21 protein-coding genes are annotated in these 18,480 nt (G+C 55.4%); 9 read left to right on the top strand and 12 right to left on the bottom strand.

Going from position 1 to position 18,480, the window contains the following annotated elements:
- Positions 1–21: 21 nt before the first annotated feature.
- From rbsD to FHL16_RS08645, 7 genes are all read right to left on the bottom strand, one after another.
- The gene (gene rbsD / locus FHL16_RS08675; RefSeq protein ID WP_077748040.1) at positions 22–426 is read right to left on the bottom strand and encodes a D-ribose pyranase; all 405 of its coding nucleotides are present in this window, start codon (positions 424–426) and stop codon (positions 22–24) included.
- Positions 423–1,340, bottom strand: a complete 918-nt coding sequence (rbsK, locus tag FHL16_RS08670) for a ribokinase (protein ID WP_010455949.1) — start codon at positions 1,338–1,340, stop codon at positions 423–425. The genes rbsD and rbsK overlap by 4 nt, the downstream gene beginning before the upstream one ends.
- Before the next feature lie 24 nt (positions 1,341–1,364).
- A complete protein-coding gene (locus FHL16_RS08665) occupies positions 1,365–2,384 on the bottom strand; it encodes a LacI family DNA-binding transcriptional regulator (protein WP_010455951.1) in 1,020 nt (339 codons plus the stop codon).
- Between the two features lie 3 nt (positions 2,385–2,387).
- A complete protein-coding gene (locus FHL16_RS08660; protein WP_010455954.1) occupies positions 2,388–3,365 on the bottom strand; it encodes an ABC transporter permease in 978 nt (325 codons plus the stop codon).
- Positions 3,362–4,915, bottom strand: coding sequence for a sugar ABC transporter ATP-binding protein (locus tag FHL16_RS08655; RefSeq protein ID WP_077748039.1), 1,554 nt, complete (start codon positions 4,913–4,915; stop codon positions 3,362–3,364). Before FHL16_RS08655 ends, FHL16_RS08660 begins: the two co-directional genes overlap by 4 nt.
- Positions 4,916–4,970: 55 nt before the next feature.
- Entirely contained in the window at positions 4,971–5,927 is a 957-nt protein-coding gene (locus FHL16_RS08650) for a sugar ABC transporter substrate-binding protein (RefSeq protein WP_010455958.1), read from the bottom strand.
- A gap of 176 nt (positions 5,928–6,103) precedes the next feature.
- The gene (locus FHL16_RS08645; protein ID WP_077748038.1) at positions 6,104–6,541 is read right to left on the bottom strand and encodes a hypothetical protein; all 438 of its coding nucleotides are present in this window, start codon (positions 6,539–6,541) and stop codon (positions 6,104–6,106) included.
- A gap of 346 nt (positions 6,542–6,887) precedes the next feature.
- On the opposite strand from FHL16_RS08645, the gene FHL16_RS08640 reads away from it, so the two are divergent.
- The 3 genes from FHL16_RS08640 (at position 6,888) to FHL16_RS08630 (ending at position 9,130) form a co-directional block, all read left to right on the top strand.
- On the top strand, positions 6,888–7,976 hold the full coding sequence (locus tag FHL16_RS08640; RefSeq protein WP_010455963.1) for an asparaginase: 1,089 nt from the start codon (positions 6,888–6,890) through the stop codon (positions 7,974–7,976).
- A 169-nt stretch (positions 7,977–8,145) separates the two neighbouring features.
- Positions 8,146–8,436, top strand: a complete 291-nt coding sequence (locus FHL16_RS08635) for a DUF1654 domain-containing protein (RefSeq protein ID WP_042932723.1) — start codon at positions 8,146–8,148, stop codon at positions 8,434–8,436.
- 4 nt (positions 8,437–8,440) lie between these two features.
- The gene (locus FHL16_RS08630) at positions 8,441–9,130 is read left to right on the top strand and encodes an endonuclease (protein ID WP_010455967.1); all 690 of its coding nucleotides are present in this window, start codon (positions 8,441–8,443) and stop codon (positions 9,128–9,130) included.
- A gap of 58 nt (positions 9,131–9,188) precedes the next feature.
- Here FHL16_RS08630 and FHL16_RS08625 read toward each other — a convergent pair whose 3' ends face one another.
- Both FHL16_RS08625 and FHL16_RS08620 read right to left on the bottom strand, forming a co-directional pair.
- The gene (locus tag FHL16_RS08625; protein ID WP_077748037.1) at positions 9,189–10,100 is read right to left on the bottom strand and encodes a siderophore-interacting protein; all 912 of its coding nucleotides are present in this window, start codon (positions 10,098–10,100) and stop codon (positions 9,189–9,191) included.
- 101 nt (positions 10,101–10,201) lie between these two features.
- A complete protein-coding gene (locus FHL16_RS08620) occupies positions 10,202–10,567 on the bottom strand; it encodes an SPOR domain-containing protein (protein ID WP_010455972.1) in 366 nt (121 codons plus the stop codon).
- A 250-nt stretch (positions 10,568–10,817) separates the two neighbouring features.
- Between FHL16_RS08620 and csrA the strand changes: the two genes are divergently transcribed.
- Positions 10,818–11,012, top strand: coding sequence for a carbon storage regulator CsrA (gene csrA, locus FHL16_RS08615; protein WP_007938114.1), 195 nt, complete (start codon positions 10,818–10,820; stop codon positions 11,010–11,012).
- A gap of 185 nt (positions 11,013–11,197) precedes the next feature.
- Here csrA and FHL16_RS08610 read toward each other — a convergent pair whose 3' ends face one another.
- Both FHL16_RS08610 and FHL16_RS08605 read right to left on the bottom strand, forming a co-directional pair.
- Positions 11,198–11,653: a DUF2214 family protein gene (locus FHL16_RS08610; protein WP_077748036.1), complete on the bottom strand. Its 456-nt coding sequence runs from the start codon at positions 11,651–11,653 to the stop codon at positions 11,198–11,200.
- 456 nt (positions 11,654–12,109) lie between these two features.
- Entirely contained in the window at positions 12,110–12,304 is a 195-nt protein-coding gene (locus tag FHL16_RS08605) for a hypothetical protein (protein ID WP_077748035.1), read from the bottom strand.
- Between the two features lie 191 nt (positions 12,305–12,495).
- Between FHL16_RS08605 and FHL16_RS08600 the strand changes: the two genes are divergently transcribed.
- The 5 genes from FHL16_RS08600 to FHL16_RS34950 all read left to right on the top strand — a co-directional run bounded on the left by FHL16_RS08600 (position 12,496) and on the right by FHL16_RS34950 (position 17,877).
- Positions 12,496–14,061, top strand: coding sequence for a methyl-accepting chemotaxis protein (locus FHL16_RS08600; RefSeq protein WP_077748034.1), 1,566 nt, complete (start codon positions 12,496–12,498; stop codon positions 14,059–14,061).
- 684 nt (positions 14,062–14,745) lie between these two features.
- Entirely contained in the window at positions 14,746–14,955 is a 210-nt protein-coding gene (locus tag FHL16_RS08595; protein ID WP_077748033.1) for a hypothetical protein, read from the top strand.
- A gap of 177 nt (positions 14,956–15,132) precedes the next feature.
- Positions 15,133–16,431, top strand: coding sequence for a hypothetical protein (locus tag FHL16_RS08590; RefSeq protein WP_138739026.1), 1,299 nt, complete (start codon positions 15,133–15,135; stop codon positions 16,429–16,431).
- Between the two features lie 28 nt (positions 16,432–16,459).
- Positions 16,460–17,476, top strand: a complete 1,017-nt coding sequence (locus FHL16_RS08585; RefSeq protein ID WP_077748031.1) for a glycosyltransferase family 2 protein — start codon at positions 16,460–16,462, stop codon at positions 17,474–17,476.
- A 5-nt stretch (positions 17,477–17,481) separates the two neighbouring features.
- Positions 17,482–17,877, top strand: a complete 396-nt coding sequence (locus FHL16_RS34950) for a GtrA family protein (protein ID WP_077748030.1) — start codon at positions 17,482–17,484, stop codon at positions 17,875–17,877.
- A gap of 366 nt (positions 17,878–18,243) precedes the next feature.
- Here FHL16_RS34950 and FHL16_RS34020 read toward each other — a convergent pair whose 3' ends face one another.
- Complete coding sequence (locus FHL16_RS34020) at positions 18,244–18,417, bottom strand: hypothetical protein (protein WP_158080546.1); 174 nt, start codon at positions 18,415–18,417, stop codon at positions 18,244–18,246.
- Between the last annotated feature and the right edge of the window lie 63 nt (positions 18,418–18,480).

Below are 18,480 nucleotides of genomic sequence, written 5' to 3'. Positions count from 1 at the left end.
AAACAGATTGTGTACAGCGGGTCAGAAGGTCACCCCCGAGACCAGCACGATGTTGCAGTACGGCGCACATTCGCCGGTACGGACAATCGCTCGCGCCTGTCGACTGAGGACTTTGAATTGTTCATGGCTGAGCAGCTCACGCTGGCCCAGCGCGCCCTTGGCATTCAGCTCATCCAGAGAGCTCAAGGCGGGTGGTTGTTTGTCCAGAATTTCCTCGGCCAGCACATGGCGCTCAACCTGCATTTCGCTGAGCACGACGTTCAAGGTGCTGACGAAATCCGGAATACCCTGGGTCAGGGCCAGGTCGATCAGTTCGACGCCCGGCGGTACGGGCAGGCCGGCATCGCCGATCACGACCATGTCGCCGTGACCCAGGGAAGCGATCAGCCGAGACAGCGCGACGTTGAGCAAAGGTGTCTTTTTCATGGTGCTTTGTACGCCTGTACTTCGGACAAGGTGGGAATCGAGGGTTGCGCGCCGGCACGGGTGACTGAAAGCGCCGCGGCTACCTGGCCGAAACGGATCGCTTCAGCTTCGGTTTTGCCGGACGCCAGCGCGGCAGCAAAACCGCCGACGAAGGTATCGCCGGCCGCCGTGGTATCGACAGCCTTCACCGTCGGTGCCGGGAAGTGTTCGAAGCCTGTACCGTTGGCGAACATTGACCCTTGAGCTCCCAGGGTGATGATGACCTTACCGGCACCCAGTGCGATCAATCGGGTTGCGGCGGTTTCGGCGGACGCAAGGGAGTCAACCGGCAAACCGCTCAGCGCCGAGGCCTCGCTTTCATTGGGAATCAGGTAATCGATGGACGCATACCAATCTGCTGGCAGCGGACGACTGGCCGGCGCCGGGTTGAGGATCACGATTTTGCCCAGCTCACGGCCGCGCTTGAGGGCGTGACCCACCGTGGCATCCGGCACTTCCAGCTGACAAATAATCACGTCCGCCGCCTGCAACACGGCATCGAACCGGTCGATCACCTGTGGCGTCAGCGCACCATTGGCACCGGCGACGATCACGATTGCGTTCTGGCTGTTGTCATCGACCACAATCAATGCCACGCCGCTGGAACCCTCGACAGTGCTGACGGCCTGGCAGTCGATCTGCTCGACCATCAGAGCCCCGCGCAGTTCTTCACCGTAAGCATCGCTGCCGACACAACCGACCATCGACACCTGCGCCCCCAGCCGCGCCGCGGCGACCGCCTGGTTAGCGCCCTTGCCGCCTGAAACCGTGGCAAACGACTGCCCGATCAGCGTCTCACCGCCACGGGGCAGCCGTGGAGCCCGGGTCACCAGGTCCATGTTCAGGCTGCCTATCACCACTACTTTTGCTGGCATACATCACTACTCGTCAATTCGGTTTCAGCGGTATTCGTCGAACACACCGGCAAGCGGCGCAGTCGATTCTCGCAGGACAATACTGGGCGTCACGATCCGCTGATCAGTGGCCATGTCGGGTGTTGCGATTCGTCGTAACAGAACCTCGGCCGCCATCTCACCGAGTTGCAGGATCGACTGGCCCACGGTGGTCAGCGCCGGGTAGACATAACGGCTCATCTGGATATCGTCGAAGCCGATCACCGACAGTTCTGTCGGCACACGCACATTGCGCTCGGCAGCCGCTCGCAACACGCCAATGCCAATCATGTCGTTGCCGGCGAAGATCGCGCTGGGCGGGTTCTTTTCCAGCAGAATCGCGGCGGCGTTGTAACCGCCAGTGCTGGTGAAGTCACTTTCCAGCATGCGCTCGCGATGTACTTCCACCCCCGCCTCTTTCAAGGCTCGGCAATAACCGGCCAGACGCATCTGCGCCACGCTGGTACCTGCCGGGCCACCGATGGTGGCGATGTCCCGGTGGCCCAGCTCCAGCAGATGCCGGGTAGCCAGGTAGGCACCGTATTCGTGATCGATACGCACCAGGTCGGCATTTACACCTTCCAGCCCGCGGTCGACGATGACCATCGGTGTGCGCACGCCGGCGAGCCCCTCTGCCAGCCCCGCGTCGCCACCGGCCGAGGCCACGATCAACCCGTCGATGCGTTTTTCCAGCAGCACGCGCAGGTAGCTGCGCTGTTTGTCCGGGTTGTCGTCGGAGTTGCAGAGGATCACGCAATAGCCGTTACGCTCGCAGTAATCCTCAATGCCACGGGCCAGTTCAGCGAAGTACGGGTTGAGGCTGTTAGGCACCAGCAAACCGATGGTCGCCGTGGTCTTGGCTTTCAATGATCGGGCCACGGCGCTCGGCACGTAGTCCAGGGTCTTGATCGCCGCCTCGACTTTGATCCGTACCTCTTCGCTGACCGGCCGGGTCTTGTTCACCACATGGGACACCGTGGTGTAGGAAATCCCCGCGAGTGCCGCTACATCCTTGATCGTTGCCATGACTCAGGTCCGCCGGCTTGCGCGCTGACTGCGATAAGTATCAAGCACCACCGCCACCACGATCACTGCGCCGGTGATGATGCGTTTGGTCGGCTCGGTCGCGCCGATCTGCGCCAGGCCCGCCGCCAGTACGGAAATGATCAGAACCCCGAAGAAGGTGCTGATCACCGAACCACGGCCGCCCATCAGACTGGTGCCACCGATCACCACCGCGGCGATCACTTGCAGCTCCAAACCGGAGCCGGCATTCGGGTCCGCCGCTTCCAGACGGGAAATCTGAAACAGCGCGGCAATACCGGCCAACAGCCCCATCAGACTGAATACCAGGATCTTGTAGGGTTTTGGATTGATCCCGGCCAGACGCACCGCTTCTTCGTTGGTGCCGATGCCGATCAGGTAGCGGCCGAACACGGTACGGGTCAGCACGGCCTGGGCGATGATGATGATCAGCAAGGCAATGATGAACGACGGCGAGATGCCAAAGGCAATCGGGTTGGACAGCCAGGCGAAGGCATCACCGATATAAGCCGTGCGCGAGCCGGTCATCTGATACGCCACGCCACGGGCCATTTCCAGCACGCCAAGGGACACGATGAACGACGGAATTCGCCACGCCACGGTGATCGATCCGGTGATGGTCCCGGCCAATGCCGCGATCGCCATGCCGAGCAGCGCTGCAGGCAGGACGCTCCAGCCCCAGCCAAGAATCGCCACGCTGACGGCCGACGCTGCGAGCGCCAACACCGAGCCGACCGACAGGTCGATACCGCCGATGATCAGCACGAACGTCATGCCGACCGCCAGCACCATCAAATCGGGAATCTGGTTGGCCAGGGTGCTGAAGGTGTCGTAGGACAGGAAGTGGCTGCTCAATACCGAGAACAGCGCAACCATCGCCAGCAAGGCACCGGCCAGGCCCAGATAGGTGCCCAGGCCGTAGAAATTGCCACTACGTTTGCCGGCAGAAGATGCAGTTTTCATGGAAGATCCCTAGGCGCTGCTTCGTTGAGCAACGCATCACGTTTTTGGTAGCCGGCGAACGCGGCAGCAAGCAAATCATCCTGGGTCCAGCTGTCGCGCTCGAAGGTGTCGATCAGGCGCCCCGCCGACAACACACCGATCCGGTCGCAGATCAGCATCAGTTCACGCAGGTCGCTGGACACCACCACCAGCGCCTTGCCCTGCCGGGTCAGTTCACCGAGCAGCGCATAGATGTCGAACTTGGCGCCCACATCGATGCCACGGGTCGGTTCATCGAACAGCATTACCGAACAGTCACGCTCCAGCCAACGGCCGATCACGACCTTCTGCTGGTTGCCACCCGACAGCTCGGAAACCAGTTGCGTCGGACTCGAACTGCGGATGCGCATGGCATCGATCTGACGTTGGGCCAGGGACATTTCGTCAGCGTTGTTGACGATGCCGCCACTGGAAATCACCGGCATGTTGCCCAGCGCGATGTTGGCGCTGATCGACTGGGTCAGCAGCAGGCCTTCGCCTTTGCGGTCCTCGGTGATCAGGGCGATGCCGTGACCGACCGCATCGGCCGGCGAGCCGATGCTCACTACCTGAGCCGGTGACCCCAGCGCAACGGTGCCACTGTCCGCGGTGTCGGCACCGAAGATCAGACGCAGCAACTCGGTGCGCCCTGCCCCGATCAATCCGGAAATCCCGTAGATCTCACCGGCGCGGACTTCGAAGGACACGTCGCGAACTTTGTCCGAGCGAGTCAGCCCTCTGACCGTCAAGGCGGGAGCGCCAATGTTGCGCGGCCCCAGGTCGATGTGTTCGCCGAGTTCACGGCCGACCATCAACGTGACCTGTTGCTCGCTGTTGTAATTGGCCATCGGCTCGACGCAGACCAGGTTGCCGTCACGCAACACCGCAATGCGCTGGGCGACCCGCGCCAGTTCTTCGAGGCGGTGGGAGATGTAGATGATCGACACGCCCCGAGCTTGCAGCCGGGTGATCTGCTCGAACAGCATCTCGACTTCACGGGCGGTCAGCATCGCCGTCGGTTCGTCGAGGATCAGCACATGGCAGTCGCCGATCAGGTTGCGCGCGATCTCGACCATTTGTTGGTGGCCGATGCCGAGTTCGCCGACCAGGGTGTCCGGGTCGATCGCGTCGAGCCCAACCTGGGCCATGGCCTCGATCGCGGCTTTGCGCAGTTGTTTGCGGCTGATCCAGCCGCCATTGCTGGGAAGGTTGTCGAGAAACAGATTTTCCGCCACTGACAGGGTCGGCAACAGATTGAGTTCTTGCATGACCATGCGGATGCCCAGGTCTTCGGCCTGGGTGCGGCTGCCAGGGCGGTATTCCTGCCCCTGAAATTGCATGTGGCCGGTGGTCGGCGTGACCAGCCCGCCAATGATTTTCGACAGCGTGCTCTTGCCGGCACCGTTCTCGCCGGTCAGCGCCAGCACTTCACCGCGCATCAGCGTCAGGTCGATGCCGGTCAGGACAGGTTGGGCGTAGGTCTTGCCGATGCCGCTGACCGAGAGGACAGCGTTCGGGGCGGAAACTGACATAAAACTCTCCATGCGCTCGCCCGATCGGGCGAGCACCGTTGTGCCGCCAGAAGGGTTACTTGGTGACCAGCTCTACCGGCGTTTCGATCACGCCGTTGGCGCCGCTGTCGACCTTCTCGCCCTTGATGATTTTCAGCGCAGTCTCGATACCGAACACGGCTTGCCTGGCGGCAAACTGGTCAGCGGTCGCCAGGACGCGGCCGTCTTTCAACATTGGCTTGATGGCGTTGATGTTGTCGTAACCAACCACTTGCACCTTGCCGGCCTTGCCTGCCGCACGCACGGCGGAAACGGCACCGACGGCCATGCTGTCGTTACCGGCCAGCAGCGCTTTGACGTCCGGGTATTCGCTGAGGATCGAGGCGGCAACCTTGTTGCCCTTGTCGATCTCCCAGTCACCGGATTGCAACGAGACGACCTTGATCTGCGCCGCTTCCATCGCGTCTTTGAAGCCTGCGGTGCGGGCCTGGGCGTTGGTGGTGGTGGACACGCCTTCGATGATGCCGACTTCGTCACCGGCCTTCAGCTGCTTGGCCAGATACTCGCCGACCAGACGAGCGCCTTTGCGGTTATCCGGGCCTACGAACGGGACGGTGATGTTCTTGCTTTTGACCACGGCCGGGTCGAGCTGGTTATCGATGTTGATCACGGTGATACCGGCATCGATGGCTTTCTTGATCACGGGAACCATGGCCTTGGAGTCAGCCGGCGCGATGACCAGCGCATTGACCTTGGCCAGAATCATTTGCTCGACGATGCGCGTCTGGCCCGCAGTATCCGTTTCGTCCTTGATGCCGTTGGAGATCAGCTCGAAATCGCCGGAATGGTCTTTTTGATAAGCCTTGGCACCGTCTTCCATGGTCAGGAAGAACTCGTTGGCCAGGGACTTCATGACCAGTGCGACTTTGGGTTTTTCAGGAGTCTCGGCGAAAGCCGAAGAGACAGGCAGCGCGGCGGATGCGGCGGCCAGCATAGCGACAGCAAGAAGACGTCCAGCGAATGGCAGCTTCATGGGTTCACTCCGATCTTATGATTATTGTGAGCAACGCTTGCGCTGGCGTAAGCTTCATGGCGTCCGACTATGGACAGAGCCATCAAGAACAACGCGCAAACGTTTGCGTAGACCGAACTATGCGAACCCTGCTGTGATTTGTCAACGACCTGTTTTGTGTCTCGGTTGGCACCAGATCACGCCGTCGTGCTGACCAGACCACCCGCGCTGGAGTCTTTGGCCAGTTCTTTCACCAGATTCCCGGTGACTTGCGCCAGCGCACCATTGGTCTCGGCGATCTGCCCCTGGATCGACATGACGGCTGTGGCTTTGGCCTCCTCGGTTGGATAGGACGCTGCCTGAGCGGCCGCCAATTGCTGCTGTTGTTCGCGCAACTGCTGTTGCAGTTCCTGCATACGCTTGAGCAACACCTGAACCGCAATACTCTGGCTGCTTTTGCTCTCGGATTTGCTTTCGTCCTGAGCAGCCCCTCCGGTTCTGACCTGGTTTTCTTCTTTTCCAGTCAGCTGTGTCGACGCCTCTTCCGTCGCTTCGCTCAAGGCATTGATCGTCGACGGTGTCTTGCCACCAATGGTGATTGCGCCCGCATTTGGAAAACCGACAGAAAAAGACATGTGCACTCCCGAAAAAAAATCCCTTGAAGGGACATCGACCTGTGCGCGGGTTTCTTTAGCACTGATTTTCTATCTGGCAAGGCGAAGAGTTCACCAGAGGTCGTAGGCCTTTTCGGAGAGCCGAACGCGAAACCTCAACTAATTCGGAAACCCGGACACGAAGCTGTTTAAGGCCGGTAACCCACTGGGTAAATATTGATATAAATCATCCAGTTAAAAGTTTTTCTCATTCAACGTAGGGCTGGTACAGATCCTGCTCTTCACCTAGACCCCAAGCGTTCAGATCTGCCTGGGGCGTATCTAGATGAACTTGCATCAGCACCGTCTCACTACTAGAGAGAAAATAATGAAATCTGCCTTCAACACCTTTATTCCGGGCGCTTTGGCCCTCCTGCTGCTCCTGCCTACCGCTCTTCAGGCAAAAGAAGTCGAAACCCAACAGAAACTGGCCAACGTGGTGATCCTCGCCACCGGCGGCACCATTGCCGGTGCCGGCGCCAGCGCTGCTAACAGCGCCACCTACCAGGCAGCGAAAGTCGGCATCGAGCAACTGATCGCCGGGGTTCCGGAGCTCAGCCAGCTGGCCAACGTTCGCGGCGAACAGGTCATGCAGATCGCCTCGGAAAGCATCACCAACGACAACCTGCTGCAACTGGGTCGCCGCGTCGCCGAACTGGCCGACAGCAAAGACGTCGACGGGATCGTGATCACCCACGGCACCGACACCCTGGAAGAAACCGCGTACTTCCTGAACCTGGTGGAAAAAACCGACAAGCCAATCATCGTCGTCGGCTCCATGCGCCCAGGCACCGCAATGTCGGCTGACGGCATGCTGAATCTGTACAACGCCGTCGCCGTCGCCAGCAGCAAAGACGCCCGCGGCAAAGGCGTGCTGGTGACCATGAATGATGAGATCCAGTCGGGGCGCGACGTCAGCAAAATGATCAACATCAAAACCGAGGCATTCAAAAGTGCCTGGGGCCCGCTCGGCATGGTAGTTGAGGGCAAATCCTACTGGTTCCGTCTGCCGGCCAAGCGTCACACCATGGATTCGGAATTCGACATCAAAACCATCAAGAGCCTGCCTGACGTCGAAATCGCCTATTCCTACGGCAACGTCAGCGACACGGCCTACAAGGCACTGGCTCAATCCGGTGCCAAAGCGATCATCCATGCCGGCACCGGCAACGGTTCGGTCTCCTCGCGTGTGGTCCCTGCCCTGCAAGCCCTGCGCAAGGACGGCGTGCAAATCATTCGTTCGTCCCACGTCAACGCCGGCGGTTTCGTCCTGCGTAATGCCGAACAGCCTGACGACAAGTACGACTGGGTCGTGGCGCATGACCTGAACCCGCAAAAAGCCCGCATCCTGGCCATGGTCGCGCTGACCAAGACCAACGACAGCAAAGAGCTGCAACGGATGTTCTGGGAATACTGATTCGCCCTCGCCCGACCGACTCCGGTCGGGCACTGCATTCACCACTCGCCAGCCTGGGCGAGTGGTTCATACCCCGCCTGATACTCCTATAAAAATTTTCCCTTCTTCCTACACCAAATGGAAAAAACTGCTGTCAGAGGATTTTCTTGAATTTTAAGCAGTTGCGAAAATGCCTACAGTTAAATACTGTATGCACGTACAGCTTAATAAGGATAATTCCGTGGCCTCCACCTCTGCTTCTCCTGATGCCTATCAGCGCATGGGCATACGCGTTCAGAAAATCATCAACTCCCCCACCGCTCAGAAAGCCAAAGCCGCACTGATCTTCCGTTTACCGGACGAGCCTGTGGATGAGTGGGAGCAATTGCTCGAAGAAATTGATGAGAACGACAACGTCACCCTCGCCTATCGCGACGATGGCGGTGTGCAGATTTTCTGGGTTGTGCCGAAGGAAGATTGAGTCAATGAGTGTCCGCTGGTTTGCTTTGCTGTTTCTGTTCATCACCCTTGGCGCCCAGGCTGGCGCCCCCCGCACCTTCAACGAAGCCAAGAAAGTTGCCTGGAAGCTTTACGCGCCGCAATCCACCGAGTTCTATTGCGGCTGTAAATACACCGGCAACAAGGTCAACCTCGCAGCCTGTGGGTATGTGCCGCGCAAGAACGCCAAGCGCGCCGCCCGCATTGAGTGGGAACACATTGTTCCCGCTTGGCAAATCGGCCATCAGCGTCAGTGCTGGCAAGAGGGCGGACGCAAGAACTGCACGCGGTACGATCCGGTCTATCAAAAGGCCGAGGCTGATCTGCACAACCTGGTGCCGAGCATCGGCGAAGTGAATGGCGATCGCAGTAACTTCAGTTTCGGTTGGCTGCCGGTGCAATCGGGTCAGTACGGTTCGTGCCTGACCCAGGTCGATTTCAAGGCGAAGAAAGTCATGCCCCGCCCCTCCATTCGCGGCATGATCGCCCGGACGTATTTCTACATGAGCAAACAGTACGGTTTGCGCCTGTCGAAACAGGACCGGCAACTGTACGACGCGTGGAACAAGACCTATCCGGTTGAAGCCTGGGAACGTCAGCGCAACCAGAGCGTGGCCTGCGTGATGGGTCGGGGCAACGAGTTTGTCGGGCCCGTGGACATGAAGGCCTGCGGCTGATCGACCGCATAAAACCAAAAAGGCCTCGGGCATTCATGCCCGAGGCCTTTTTACGTTTCTATCCGCCGCTTTTGTTGTAGCGCCAGTAACCCATCAGATTCAGTGACTCCCGAGCGATGCCGCGCTCCTTGATCAAGTACTTGCGCAGGCTCATCACGGCCATCGTTTCCCCGGCGATCCAACCGTAGAAACCCTGACCGGTCGAGTCGGAGGTTTCCCAGAGAATCTCTTGGTCGACATCGACCTTGGCCAGCTCCACTGTTGCGTGAGTCTGCGAGGAAGTAACCGGCAGCTCCGCCCAACGGACCGCTTCAACCATCAGCGAACCTGCTGCCCTACCGGCGGAATGATCCCGGACCAGCCACCGCACTGACAACCCAGGCCATTCAGGAACCGGCAATGCGTCTTCTGCGCTGGCCACCTCGAAAAATGCCTGAGTCGTCGGCGGCTCGGCCAAGGCAGCCATCTCGTCCAGAATGCCGAGAGCGGCGGGCAATGCCGTGGCATCAGCCACCAGCAACAGATGCTTGAGCGTGTGAGGCGGCTTCCATTCGAAACCTCCCGCGTCTTGCGCTGAAAACTGACGATCAGGCGCAACAATCTGGATTGGCTCGCCCACTCCCGACCGGATTGCCCAACGGGAGGCCGGACCGGTTTCACCGTGCAATACGAAGTCGATGTCCACTTCGCCTTGCTCGGCCCGCAGATGCCGGATGGTGTAAGTGCGCATTGCCGGACGCTGGTTGGCCGGCATTGAACGGTAGCGCGCATACCAATGCTGGTCATGAGCCAGTCTGGCAGGCGACCCGTCTTCGGCTGGAAAGAATAGTTTGACGCGCTGATCCGGTGCCCAGGTGGCCATTTCGGTGACCATCGGACCGGCCAGGGTCACGCGCATTAAATGTGGGCTGAGGGTCTTTTTGTGCGCCAGGACCGCGTCGAATATTTTGTAAGGGGTGGCGGAGGCCATGGAGAGCTCCTTCTGGGAATCGACAGTGACTACGCTTAGAGACGAGTCAATGTGGATCCCCTTTAAGGGGCTTCGACGGAAGGCCTGCGTGAAAAGGGCTGTTACTGGGCTACGGGACGCTCAAGCACCAGCACTTCGATGTTCTGTTTCTTGGCCCGGGTAAGCGCCGCAGCCACCTCGGCCTGCTTGGCTTCGGCCTCGGCTTTCGAATTGAATGGTCCGAGCAGAATGCGAGTCTTGCCGTTTTCCTTGACGATGCTGGACACAAAGCTGTGCTCGATCAGCCAACCGCTCAGGTCGCTGACAGCCTGGGGCGTTTCGCCTCTCACTTCGACATCCCATTGCGGCCCGGTGACTGCCGCGGGCGCGGAAACGACTGCCGGCTTCGGCTTTTGAGCGTCAACACCCTTACCTTGATCGCACCCAACCAGCGCCAGTACTGCGATTACCAAGACCATTTTGCGCACAACGTGTCCCTCTGAATGCTGAAAGCGGCGATTTTAGCATTCATGAATACTTCCCGAGTGCCGCAAAATGGGCGCAAAACAACGAGAATGATGGTTGCGGCCTCTGTATAGTTACGCCTTGGGAATTAATGCAGCATCTGCGCGTCAGAAAGAGGCACCCAAACCGTGAGACTTCGCACTAATCTATACATACCACCGACCTCTGCACTGTTCGAATCAGGTGCCCTACAAAGCAATCAAGGAGAAGACCATGCTGATACTCACCCGCAAAGTCGGTGAAAGCATAAATATCGGTGACGACATTACGATCACCATACTGGGCGTGAGCGGCCAGCAAGTCCGGATCGGGATCAACGCGCCGAAAGACGTCGCAGTGCATCGCGAAGAAATCTATCAACGCATTCAGGCTGGCCTGACCGCTCCAGACAAGCCGCAAACTCCCTGAATCCTGTTGCAGTCAGTAGCCAGCCCGTTCAGTCCCGGACAACGGCTGGCTAAAGATTCAAGCGTAGTATTGCCATCCGTTCGCCCCTGCCCGCCAAAACGTGAAGCCGATATTAACGACACGTCCCCTGCCCTGACTGTCAGACGTTTCTGATTATCCCCCAGGAAGAACGTGATCCGACTCGGCTAACCAAACGTTACGCCGCGCGCCATGCCCGTGGCCGCCACCACCATCAGCAACACCAGCAGCCCTTCGATATGACTGATCCGCGCAAACAGCTTCGCGCGCCCGGTATCGATCGCCGCGCCACGACTCAGTGCGACCCGCCATTTGATCAGCGTGATCATCGGCGCCACTTCGAGCAGCAAGATCAGCACGAACAGCGTCATCTTGAGATGGAACAATGGCTGGTGAAGGTAGTAATCCGTACCTTTTTCGTACCCACCGAAGGCCCGCATCCCACCGGAGATCAAGAGGATGACGGCAGAGATCCCCCACAGATTATCGGCCATCAACACTCGGCGGGCCTCCCCCGACCCGGCCGCCAGACGGCTGAATGCGGTTCCCCGCGTCAGTACAGCCCAGAACCCCAAGGCGAAAGCCAGCAAGTGAATTGCCGCAAGCGACCAATGAACCAGCATCGATTGACTCCTATCAGACTGAGTTTGAGTTTGGCCAGTCAGTAGTAGTCCAAAAAACCGCGATTCGCCCGGGTTTGCACAGGAGGCGTTTCGCGCTTCTCCATAGAAGCGGCACGGCATACAGGCAACTTTTTCAGAGCGAAGCAGGCGGCTGAGGTGTCCTTGCGATGTTCGAGCGAACCAGGACAAACCGCAGGGAAAAAAAAATCCCAAGCAGCTGATGGACGCTTGGGACTTAAAAATGCATAAACCGTGGTGGTGAACGCGAAGCAATCTTACCTAAAACCGACACTTGTAACAATATATTTTGAGGACCGTTCGGTTAATTAATTTTATAAGTGCTTAAATATCCACACTATTTTTGTGGAGCTTGAACAATCCTATAACGGCCAGTGTCGTAACTGAGCATCTATTAGAGCGCCAAACAGAGAGCCCAGCACGATGGCTGGGCCCTGGTTATTTTCTGTTTTCCATCATCTTATCGGCGAGCGCTTTGGCCCTTTCAATCAACAGATTCTGCCTGTCTTCGTGAGTAGCCCCTCCGACAATGGGTGCCGTCAGATTGCTTTCCGCAATCAACGCAGCGCAGAAGTATTGATCCCAAACAGCCTTGCCCTCAGACGCCTGTTTGTTCATTTGGTCGGCGATCATATGCGGCTCCTTTTGGTGGGATAGCACCGCTATCTTACGCCTGAACCGCAAACAACCTCAGCCGCTGAAGACCAACGCAAACGCGCCGCCCCATAAACTTTCCGACACAAGACAGTTTCATTTCCAAGAACTCATTAACCTTTTGCAAATTCTTGCCGATGTCTCAAGCTTAGGGCATAGGAGCAACACAGATGAGAAACAATCAACCCGTTACACAACGTGAGGTTGCCCTTGGACCTCAACAGAAACTCATCTCGACAACGGACTCACGAGGGGTCATCACTTACTGCAACGACGCCTTCGTAGACATCAGCGGTTTCAACAAGTCAGATCTGATAGGCGCCCCGCAAAACATCGTTCGTCATCCTGACGTGCCATCCGCCATATTCGCCCATATGTGGAGCGCCCTCAAACAAGGCAACCCGTGGATGGGCATCGTCAAGAACCGCTCCAGGAACGGCGACCACTACTGGGTCAATGCCTACGTCACGCCCATATTTGAAGGGAGCCAAGTCGTTGGTTATGAGTCGGTCCGGGTAAAACCGAGCATCGAACAAATCCGCCGGGCCGAAGCTCTCTATAAACGAATCAACCGGGGCAAGTCTGCCGTGCCCGGCAGCGACAAATGGCAACCCGTCTTGATGGACTGGCTGCCGTTCCTGGCCATGGGCTTAGCGGGGACTTTGGGCGGTGTTTTCCTCAGTCCTCCCTTGGCAGCATTGGTAGCCGTAGGTGTATCGACTCCGATGGGCCTGATTGCTTCGCGCCGACAGAAGCGCGGTGCGCTGCATCTGCTGGAAATGGCAGAAGCTTCCACTTCCGACCAACTGATCGCGCAAATGTATAGCGACGAGCGAGGTCATCAGGCGCGTCTTGAAACGGCCTTCGTGAGCCAGGCATCACGCCTCAAGACTTGCCTGACACGCTTACAAGACACCGCAGAGCAGCTCACCGGGCTGGCCGGGAGATCTGATGCTCTCGCCTCCGACAGCTCACGTGGACTTGATCGCCAACGAATCGAAACCGAGCAGGTATCGGCCGCCGTCAATCAGATGGCAGCGACCACGCAAGAGGTCGCAAGCCACGTCCAGCGCACTGCCAACGCCACCCAGGCAGCCAACGTGCTGACAGGCCGCGGACGTGACGTAGCCCGGGACACCCGCGACGCCATTCAGCGGCTCTCCAATGTGGTAGGCGAGACAGGCCAGACCGTCGCGCAACTGGCCAAAGACAGTAACGAAATAGGGACGGTCGTCGATGTGATCAAAGGCATTGCCGATCAAACCAACTTATTGGCGCTCAATGCCGCAATCGAAGCTGCACGCGCGGGAGAAATGGGCCGAGGTTTCGCGGTCGTCGCGGACGAAGTGCGCCAATTGGCACAGCGAACAACCGAGTCGACGACCCAGATTCACGGCCTGATTTCCAAGCTACAGGTCTCTTCAAACAATGCCGTGAAGACTATGGAAAGCGGCCAGCGCCAGGCCGAAGAAGGAGTTGCGTGGGTGCTGGAGGCCGACAAAGCCCTGATCGGCATTAGTGAAGCCGTCGCCAACATCACCGATATGACAACCCAGATCGCGGCCGCGACTGAAGAGCAGTCGGCCGTCGCAGAGGAAATCAGCCGCAACATCACCACCATCGCAACCCTCGCCGATCAGACGTCTGAGCAAGCCAGGCATTCCGCCGAGGTAACCAAGGAACTAACACAGACAGCTAAAACTCAGTATTCGCTGGTTGAGCGCTTTAACCGATAACCCCTGCTCTTACTGATCAGGGATCTAAATAGAAAAAGCAGGATGATCAATCCTGCTGTTTACGTCATTTCTCTGCTCGACGCTCAAGATTAGCTATGGCGTAAACGGCCGAGAAGCTCACTTGTTCCTCTGCATCCAGCCGATCAACCTAAAGGCGAGCCCTGGAATGAGCAGCCCGGGCTGCCATGCCACTGAACGTTGCTTCGTTCAACAAGCCGGTCAAGCCAAAGCTGGATCCGCAAATGGCCAGCGGGATGCCGGTTAGAAACATGGGATTTCGAAATGCCTTATCCATAGCAAGATCTCCTTAACAATTTAGCTGACTAAACTATACCGTCTGTAGGTGAGCGGCTGGAATTGCTAAACGCCAGACAACAAAAAAGGGCCCACCTTTCGGTGAGCCCTTCTAGACCGCCCAGCAGAGCGGATTTTGTTTGGTAGGCGCGATTGGATTCGAACCAACGACCCCCACCATGTCAAGGCGACCACGAAACCCATGCAAGCTATTGATCCATAAGGAAAAGTATTCGTTTTAGAGGGGGTGCAAAATCGCCGCTTCACCCTATAAGAATCAACAACTTAGCGTTGTATATTCCCACAGTAGTTTCCCTTCCCGGCGTTCTGCCGACCGTTAAACATCCCTTCACGTGATGCTACTCTGCCCTCATAACCGAGGACCCAGCCATGCCCAATTCCGACCTGCTCCCTTCCCTGCTCTACAAAATCAACGAGAACCAGCTTGCCCTGGAGGCGGCCATCCTCGAGCTTTCCAACTGGGTTGAGCACCACGGCGGCAGCGACATCGCCGACAATGTCCGCAGTTCCCTGGACGCCATCGACCGCAACGAAGAATTCATCAAGATGACGCTCGCGCTCATGATGACCCCGGACTAAAGCTGCGACTGTTCGTCAGCCCCCTCTCGCAGAATAGTCATGCCCCTATTACTGTATATATAAACAGTTTAATTGCACGAAAACAGCCTTCCAATGAAGCCCTGACGATCGGGCCGACACTCGTTCTGTCATTAGCAGCGATGCGTGCGCGTACCGGGTATACTGGTGCCCCCATGAATGCTGCAATCTCTTAATTTATATGGAATACATACGGGCGGCGCGACAACCATGACTTTGCTAAAACCTGCTGAGCATTTAAGTGACACCGACAATAATATAACTAATCCGGAAAGCCACAAAGCAAAGTCAACCCTCTTCCGTAATATTTTCATTTACACCATACTTCTGGCGATTTGTGCGATTATATTCACACCATTAATTAGCACATTATCCATTCACGCTATGGACTACTCAGTCCATTTGAAGTGGGCGAGTGAAATGGATTCCAGCCATACCGTGAATCTACCTCACCCTCTTTATCACCTATTAGTCATCCTTGCAAAACATATATTCACCATAGACTACGCTCAATCATCAACTGTAATTATAGTACTTTCAATTTTTTTCTTAGCTGCTCTAAATTACAAAGTATTATCGCAGTATACATCGATAGCTGCTGCCATTTTTCTATCCATATGCCTTCTAATCGTAACACCGCTGCAAGCGTTTTATTTATTAGATTCTCACCTATATTTTGGCTACATTGGAATCAGTATCTACCATAGCCCTACGATGCTTCTGCTGAAGCCTTTATCATTATTGGCGTTCTGCTACGCTTTGAAAGCCGCAAATGATCAATCAAAAAACGGACTTACTAGTGGATTGGCTTTAGCGCTATCTTTGTTCTTTTGTGGAATTTCGAAACCAAGTTTCTTGATGATTGTGCTACCAGCTTTCCTAACATTTTTGCTTATCACCAAAAAACTTAAAATCATGCTAAGCAGAACATATATATATACTTGTTTTTTCCTACCAATATTTACAGTTCTCGGGCTACAGTTCTTCCAAACATTTTTCTTACAAGACCTTTCCAAAATGGTTGGCAGTACGGAAAATCACATCGTGATTATGCCGCTAGAGACAATGTCTCATTATTCAGATTTTTTGTTGCCTAAATTCTTTTTGTCGATAGCGTTCCCGCTCGCTGCTTTCTTGTTTTATCCAAAACAATTCATCAAAGACGACGCAAATATATTATCATCCTGCTGCTTTTTAATGGGCGCAATCCTCACGTACTTTTTCGCTGAGAGCGGATACCGAATGTACGATGGAAACTTTTGGTGGAGCGGCCAAATTGGACTTTACCTAGCCTTCCTATTTTCATTGGCTTTTCTACTAAAAAATTTTAAAGCGCTGACTAATAGCAATACAGGGAAAATAAAATACGCAATCTGTTTCATCTTGCTTTCATTGCACGCAGCATTCGGGGTATTGTTTTTTAAACAAGAACTCCTACATACTGCTAAATTCTGGTAAACCCTGATTTAATTTAGATACGATAAAAATGAAACTAAAAATCGACGGACCTCTTATTTCAGTAATCATCCCAGTTTATAAAGCCGAAAATTCGCTCGATGAGCTTTACGCTAGATTGAAGAAATCACTTGAAACCATATCTACCGAATTTGAGATTTTATTGGTCGAAGACTGTGGCGGCGATCGTTCGTGGCAAGTAATAGAACGGCTTGCAAAAGCTGACCCAAGAGTTCGCGGCTTACAACTGAGCCGAAACTTCGGCCAGCACTACGGCATAACAGCAGGTTTGGATGCCTGCCGTGGACGATGGGCTGTCGTGATGGATTGCGACCTACAAGACCGTCCAGAGGAGATTCCGCGGCTTTATGCAAAAGCCCAGGAAGGTTACGATATTGTCTTGGCTTTGCGAGGGAAGCGAAGCGACCCGCCGCTAAAGCGGATGACCTCCTGGCTCTTTTATAAGATTTTCAGTTATTTAGCTGACTTCGAATATAATGGAGACAGTGGAAACTTCCGCATCATCTCCAGAAAAGTTGTAGATAACGTTTGCCAAATGCGGGAACAACTCCGATTTTTCGGAGCGCTGGTTCACTGGACAGGTTTTACCAGTACAGGGATTGAGATAGAGCATGCGGAGCGTATGGACGGGAAAAGCACCTATACGTTTTCAAAACTATGGAATCTGGCTATGGAGACTATCATTGCATACTCTGACAAACCGCTCCGGCTCGCTGTAAAACTCGGATTCACTATGGCATTGCTGTCATTTATATATGGTATGTATCTAATCCTTACAACGATGACACACGGCGCCGTAGTTCAGGGCTGGACCAGCATCATGGTTTCAATGTTTTTCATTGGAGGCATTGTGATTTCAATACAAGGAGTTGTTGGCATATACGTTGGCAAGACATTTGACCAAACAAAGCAACGCCCATTGTACATAATAGGTAGAAGTACTTACGACTTAGATCAAGAAGGTGCACGTAGCGGGTCAATCCATTCAATGCTGTTCCTTGATCCAGAGGACGTAAGAGGAAATTGACGCAGATGAACTACTTATCGTCACCCGCCATAGGTCAATTCATTCGCTATGGCGCAGTAGGCTTAGCAAATAACCTTATGCTATACCTCGGTTATCTTCTGGTTGTATATTCTGGAGTTGGTGAAAAATCAGCAATGACCTTAATGTACATGATAGGCGTCGCGATTAGTTTCATCGCGAACTACAAATGGACATTTTCTCAAAAAACAAACCGAGGCGCTCTCGTTCGTTACATCCAAATGCATGTGGCTGGGTACTTAATAAACTTCGCAATGCTGTTCGTGCTCGTCGACATCTTTCATCATCCACACGAATTGATCCAAGTACTTGCAATAATCACTGTCGCATTTTTTGGTTTCTTCATGTGCAAATTTTACGTGTTTCGCCCAAGCTCAATATGAGCTTTTTTCTACCACAACCATCGCGCAAGGAGAAAAATCATCAAAGGGTCATATGAACAATCAGCGTCTAAGCCTTCAGTTAATCGGGTCGCAATAGTTTTAGCGTTGGTAATCTTCGCGGGGCTGGTGGTCACTGGCGCGATAGGTGAGAACATCGGCGCTGGTAATGACTGGCGCGCAAAGGGTGCATCAGCTCAATTGTTGCCAACGGCATACCCATGCTCTGACTTGGCAAGCATGAAGGCCGCATTGGACCAGTTTATGAAGGCCTAAATCGCCATGACCCATTAAAGGTGAGAGCACGACCAGTATTTAAAGACGGCGAACTGCACAGGCTCTTCATCACTGAAGCTTGAGCTGAGCAAGTCATTCGCTCAGGCGCGCGACGATTCGAAGGCCTACGAAGAGGTGCCGGCCGGTGAGCGGCCCACTTTCCACGAGATCCGCACACTCGGCGCCTGGCTGTACGAGCAGCAGGGTTTCGAACAGGAATACATCCAAGGCTTGATGGGTCACGCAGATGTGAAGTAAGCGCTCCATGAACCCCACATTCAAAGCGCTTAGCTGATGCCGGATGCTGTGCTCCCGATTCTCTCAGGAGGC

Origin of the sequence: Pseudomonas sp. FSL W5-0299 (assembly GCF_005930655.1) — a bacterium.
GTDB lineage: Bacteria > Pseudomonadota > Gammaproteobacteria > Pseudomonadales > Pseudomonadaceae > Aquipseudomonas > Aquipseudomonas mandelii.
This window is presented reverse-complemented; position numbering and strand designations above follow the sequence as displayed.

Excerpts from the sequence above, each read along its gene's own strand:
- FHL16_RS08650 (WP_010455958.1), bottom strand. The coding sequence starts at position 5,927 with ATGAAGCTGCCATTCGCTGGACGTCTTCTTGCTGTCGCTATGCTGGCC.
- FHL16_RS08630 (WP_010455967.1), top strand. The coding sequence starts at position 8,441 with ATGAGTGTCCGCTGGTTTGCTTTGCTGTTTCTGTTCATCACCCTTGGC.
- FHL16_RS08585 (WP_077748031.1), top strand. The coding sequence starts at position 16,460 with ATGAAACTAAAAATCGACGGACCTCTTATTTCAGTAATCATCCCAGTT.
- FHL16_RS08660 (WP_010455954.1), bottom strand. The coding sequence starts at position 3,365 with ATGAAAACTGCATCTTCTGCCGGCAAACGTAGTGGCAATTTCTACGGC.
- FHL16_RS08665 (WP_010455951.1), bottom strand. The coding sequence starts at position 2,384 with ATGGCAACGATCAAGGATGTAGCGGCACTCGCGGGGATTTCCTACACC.
- FHL16_RS08640 (WP_010455963.1), top strand. The coding sequence starts at position 6,888 with ATGAAATCTGCCTTCAACACCTTTATTCCGGGCGCTTTGGCCCTCCTG.
- csrA (WP_007938114.1), top strand. The coding sequence starts at position 10,818 with ATGCTGATACTCACCCGCAAAGTCGGTGAAAGCATAAATATCGGTGAC.
- FHL16_RS34020 (WP_158080546.1), bottom strand. The coding sequence starts at position 18,417 with ATGGAGCGCTTACTTCACATCTGCGTGACCCATCAAGCCTTGGATGTA.
- FHL16_RS08635 (WP_042932723.1), top strand. The coding sequence starts at position 8,146 with ATGCCTACAGTTAAATACTGTATGCACGTACAGCTTAATAAGGATAAT.
- FHL16_RS08595 (WP_077748033.1), top strand. The coding sequence starts at position 14,746 with ATGCCCAATTCCGACCTGCTCCCTTCCCTGCTCTACAAAATCAACGAG.
- FHL16_RS08655 (WP_077748039.1), bottom strand. The coding sequence starts at position 4,915 with ATGTCAGTTTCCGCCCCGAACGCTGTCCTCTCGGTCAGCGGCATCGGC.
- FHL16_RS08605 (WP_077748035.1), bottom strand. The coding sequence starts at position 12,304 with ATGATCGCCGACCAAATGAACAAACAGGCGTCTGAGGGCAAGGCTGTT.
- FHL16_RS08645 (WP_077748038.1), bottom strand. The coding sequence starts at position 6,541 with ATGTCTTTTTCTGTCGGTTTTCCAAATGCGGGCGCAATCACCATTGGT.
- rbsK (WP_010455949.1), bottom strand. The coding sequence starts at position 1,340 with ATGCCAGCAAAAGTAGTGGTGATAGGCAGCCTGAACATGGACCTGGTG.
- FHL16_RS08590 (WP_138739026.1), top strand. The coding sequence starts at position 15,133 with ATGCTGCAATCTCTTAATTTATATGGAATACATACGGGCGGCGCGACA.
- FHL16_RS08610 (WP_077748036.1), bottom strand. The coding sequence starts at position 11,653 with ATGCTGGTTCATTGGTCGCTTGCGGCAATTCACTTGCTGGCTTTCGCC.
- FHL16_RS08600 (WP_077748034.1), top strand. The coding sequence starts at position 12,496 with ATGAGAAACAATCAACCCGTTACACAACGTGAGGTTGCCCTTGGACCT.
- FHL16_RS34950 (WP_077748030.1), top strand. The coding sequence starts at position 17,482 with ATGAACTACTTATCGTCACCCGCCATAGGTCAATTCATTCGCTATGGC.
- FHL16_RS08625 (WP_077748037.1), bottom strand. The coding sequence starts at position 10,100 with ATGGCCTCCGCCACCCCTTACAAAATATTCGACGCGGTCCTGGCGCAC.
- rbsD (WP_077748040.1), bottom strand. The coding sequence starts at position 426 with ATGAAAAAGACACCTTTGCTCAACGTCGCGCTGTCTCGGCTGATCGCT.